The 4,165-nt window shown below is 65.1% G+C and carries 4 protein-coding genes; all 4 read right to left on the reverse strand.

Annotated elements, in window-relative coordinates; genetic code table 11:
* On the reverse strand, positions 1-1,349 hold a 1,349-nt coding region (gene dgcA / locus BIS11_RS12130), incomplete at its 3' end, for a dimethylglycine demethylation protein DgcA (protein ID WP_253586117.1).
* Between the two features lie 10 nt (positions 1,350-1,359).
* Positions 1,360-1,893 carry a 4-vinyl reductase gene (locus tag BIS11_RS12135; protein WP_253424067.1) on the reverse strand — a complete coding sequence of 178 codons (534 nt, stop codon included), beginning with the start codon at positions 1,891-1,893 and terminating at the stop codon, positions 1,360-1,362.
* A gap of 65 nt (positions 1,894-1,958) precedes the next feature.
* On the reverse strand, positions 1,959-2,936 hold the full coding sequence (locus tag BIS11_RS12140; protein ID WP_253424063.1) for a dipeptidase: 978 nt from the start codon (positions 2,934-2,936) through the stop codon (positions 1,959-1,961).
* Between the two features lie 212 nt (positions 2,937-3,148).
* On the reverse strand, positions 3,149-4,165 hold a 1,017-nt coding region (locus BIS11_RS12145; RefSeq protein ID WP_253586119.1), incomplete at its 5' end, for a GlxA family transcriptional regulator.

Below are 4,165 nucleotides of genomic sequence, written 5' to 3' on the forward strand. Positions count from 1 at the left end.
AGCTGGTACCAGCGGGTGATGCCGGCGATCTGGTCGCGCTGGGGCGCCTTGGAGGCGATGGTGATCTGCCCGCCGATCTGATCGCGGGCCTCGAACAGCGTCACGTCGTGGCCGCGTTCGGCACACACGCGGGCCGCTTCCATGCCCGCGGGGCCGCCGCCGACGATGACCACCTTGCGCCTGGGCCCTTCGCTTTTCTCGATGATGTGGGGAAGCCCCATGTACTCCCGCGAGGTCGCGGCGTTCTGGATGCACAGCACGTCGAGGCCCTGGTACTGGCGGTCGATGCAGTAGTTGGCACCCACGCACTGCTTGATCTGGTCGATCTGGTTGTTCTTGATCTTGGCGATGATGTGGGGGTCGGCGATGTGGGCGCGCGTCATGCCGACCAGATCGACGTAGCCGCCTTCCAGAATCCGCTGGGCCTGGTTGGGGTCCTTGATGTTCTGGGCGTGGATGACCGGCACGCTGACCACTTCCTTGATGCCCGCCGCCAGGTGCAGAAACGGCTCCGGCGGGTAGGACATGTTGGGAATGACGTTGGCCAGCGTGTTGTGGGTATCGCAGCCCGAGCCCACCACGCCGAAGTAGTCGACCTTGCCGGTGGCGTCATAGTAGGCGGCGATGCGCTTCATTTCCTCGTGATCGAGGCCGTCCGGGTGGAACTCGTCGCCGGTGATGCGCATGCCGACCACGAAGTCGTCGCCGACCTCGGCGCGCACCGCCTTGAGCACCTCCATGCCGAAGCGCATGCGGTTCTCGAAGCTGCCGCCCCATTCGTCGGTACGCTTGTTGACCCGCGGGCTCCAGAACTGGTCGATCAGGTGCTGGTGCACCGCAGACAGCTCGACGCCGTCGAGGCCGCCTTCCTTCGCCCGGCGCGCGGCCTGGGCGAAGTCGCCGATGATGCGCCAGATCTCTTCGACCTCGATGGTCTTGCAGGTGGAGCGGTGCACCGGCTCGCGGATGCCGGAGGGCGAGAGCAGCGTCGACCAGTCGTAGCCGTCCCAGCGCGAGCGCCGCCCCATGTGGGTGATCTGGATCATGATCTTGCCGCCGTGCTTGTGCACGGCATTGGCGAGATTCTGGAAGTGCGGGATGATGCGGTCGGTGGAGAGGTTCACCGAGCTCCACCAGCCCTGGGGGCTGTCGATCGAGACGATCGACGAGCCGCCGCAGATGCACAGCCCGCAGCCACCCTTGGCCTTCTCCTCGTAGTACTTGACGTAGCGCTCGGTGGTCATGCCGCCGTCGGTGGCGTACACCTCGGCGTGGGCGGTGCTCACCACGCGGTTACGAATCGTCTGCTTGCCGATCTGGATCGGCTTGAACAGTGCCTCGAATGCCATGGCGCGATCCTCAGTTCAGGGGCGTGACGACGAACAGGCCGTGATCACAGCCTTCTTCGGCGCCGCTTTGGGTCTGCTTTGCCACCGTGCGCAGCGAGCTGCCCCGCGCGCTCAGGATCTGGTCCATGGCGCCGGCGAACCAGCCGGTGAACATGTACTCGATCTTGCGGTTCACCTTGCCCATCTGGTAGACGAAGGCACTGTGCTCCAGGCGCACCCGGGCGGTGCCGGCGTCGAGGTCGATCTCTTCGGTGATGAACAGCCCCCAGCCGCGCTGGGACAGCCGCTTCATGTAGTGCTCGAACACCTCCTCGCCTTCGAGGCCGTGCAGCTCGGCCTCCTTCTCGCACCAGTGCCAGGCGCTCTTGTAGCCGGCGTGGTAGAGGATCTCGGCGTACTTCGCCGGCCCCAGGGCGTCTTCGACGGCCATGTGGTTGTTGACGAAGAAGTGGCGCGGTACGTACAGCATCGGCAGCGCATCGGTCGTCCAGACGCCGGTCTCGCTGTCGACTTCGATCGGAAGTTCGGGAGTCATCTTGGTCACGGTTGCATTCCTTCCACTTATCGTTGTTCTCGCGTGCTCGCCCTCGAACCCGGGGCGGGCGTCGTTCATTCGCCCCAGACGTCCTTCAGGGTACGCATCCAGTTCTCGCCCATGATCTTTCTGACCTGCTGCTCGCTCATGCCGCGCCGCAGCAGGGCCTCGGTCAGGTTGGGGAACTCGCCGATGGTGCGGATGCCTTCGGGGTTGATGATCTTGCCGAAGTTGGTCAGCCGGCGGGCGTAGCCCTTGTCGTGGGTCAGCCACTCGAAGAAGTTCTGATCGTGGCCCTGGGTGAAGTCGGTGCCGATGCCGATGGCGTCCTCGCCGACGATGTTCATGATGTACTCGATCGCCTCGACGTAATCGTCGATGGTGGAGTCGACGCCCTTCTTGAGGAACGGGGTGAACATGGTCACGCCGACGAAGCCGCCGTGGTCGGCGATGAACTTGAGCTCCTCGTCGGACTTGTTGCGCGGGTGCTCCTTGAGCCCGGAGGGCAGGCAGTGGGAGTAGCACACCGGCTTCTTGGACTCGAGGATGACCTCCTCGGAGGTCTTGGCGCCGACGTGGGAGAGATCGCACAGCATGCCGACGCGGTTCATCTCGGCGACGATCTCGCGACCGAAGCCGGAGAGGCCGCCGTCGCGCTCGTAGCAGCCGGTGCCGACCAGGTTCTGGGTGTTGTAGCACATCTGCACGATGCCCACGCCGAGCTGCTTGAAGATCTCGACGTAGCCGATCTGGTCTTCGAACGCGTGGGCGTTCTGGAAGCCGAAGATGATGCCGGTCTTGCCCTCTTCCTTGGCGCGGGTGATATCGCGCGTGGTGCGCACCGGGCGCACCAGGTCGCTGCACTCCGCCATCAGCTGGTTGGAGGCGACGATGTTGTCGACGGTGGCCTTGAACCCTTCCCACACCGAGACGGTGCAGTTGGCCGCGGTCAAGCCCCCGCGACGCATGTCCTCGAGAAGCTCGCGGTTCCACTTGGCGATGATCAGGCCGTCGATGACGATGGCGTCTTGATGCAGTTCAGAAGGGCTCATAGGGGGCTCCATAATTGTTCATAGGGTGGAGCATAGCGCCGCGATGGCCCCGCTCTGCGCTTGGAAACGACGGCGGAAATTCCAAAAACGTCATCGTGGCGACCCGTTGACGTCCGGCCGTGGCGACGCGCCGCAGCTGGCGTGACAAGGCAAAAGAGCGCGGCCACAACGCAAGAAGCCGCCCGCAGGCGGCTTCTGGAAGGAGGCGACGCTCAGTTGATCAGCGGGACGCTGGCGAAGGTCGGCTCGCCCTGGGCGTAGGCCAGGGCCTGCAGCGCGCTCGAGGCGGGCTCGCCGCTGCCGGGCTCCACGCCCCAGTGCTGGATCAGGGCCGAGGAGGAGATCTTCGGGGCCTGGCGAGACTGGCAGCCCATGCGCTCGTCGCGCGGAGGAATGCCGAAGCACTCGCGATAGCACTTGGAGAAGTGCGGGGTGGAGACGAAACCGCAGATCGAGGCGATCTCGATGATCGAGAGCGAGGTCTGCTTCAACAGCTGGCGCGCTCGCACCAGGCGCAGTTTCAGGTAGTAGCGCGACGGCGAGCAGTGCAGGTAGCGCTGGAAGAGCCGCTCGAGCTGGCGCCGGGATACGTCGACGTAGCTTGCCAGCTCGTTGAGCTCCAAAGGCTCCTCGAGGTTGGACTCCATCAGCGCGACGATATCCAGAAGCTTCGGCTGGGTGGTGCCGAGCACGTGCTTGAGCGGCACGCGCTGCTGGTCGTTTTCGTTGCGCATGTGCTCGTAGATGAACATCTCGGAGATCCCCGCCGACAGGGCCTTGCCGTGGTCGTGGGCGATCAGGTTGAGCATCATGTCGAGCGGCGCGGTGCCGCCGGAGGCGGTGAAGCGGTCGCGGTCGATGGAAAAGAGCTTGGTGGTGAGCACGATCTTGGGGAAGGCTTCCTGCACCGAGGCCAGGCACTCCCAGTGGATGCTGGTCTCGTAGTGATCCAGAAGCCCTGCCTTGGCCAGCGCCCAGCTGCCGGTACAGATGGCGCCCAGGTGACGCAGCTGGCGCGACTGGGACTGCAGCCAGTGGATGTGCTCGCGGCTCACGCTGTGCTGCGGGGCGACGCCGCCGCAGACGATCACCCAGTCGAGCGCGAGCGGCGCCTGCATGGCGGCGTCCGGGGTCACGTTGAGCCCGTCGCTGGCGCGCACCGGCGAGCCGTCCTGGGTCAGCGTGTACCAGCGATAGAGCTCGCGACCGGCCAGCTGATTGGCCATGCG

Source organism: Halomonas sp. 707D4 (assembly GCF_024158685.1).
GTDB lineage: Bacteria > Pseudomonadota > Gammaproteobacteria > Pseudomonadales > Halomonadaceae > Vreelandella.

Bases quoted from the DNA above. Each gene is read 5' to 3' on its own strand.
- BIS11_RS12140 (WP_253424063.1), bottom strand. From the start codon at position 2,936: ATGAGCCCTTCTGAACTGCATCAAGACGCCATCGTCATCGACGGCCTG.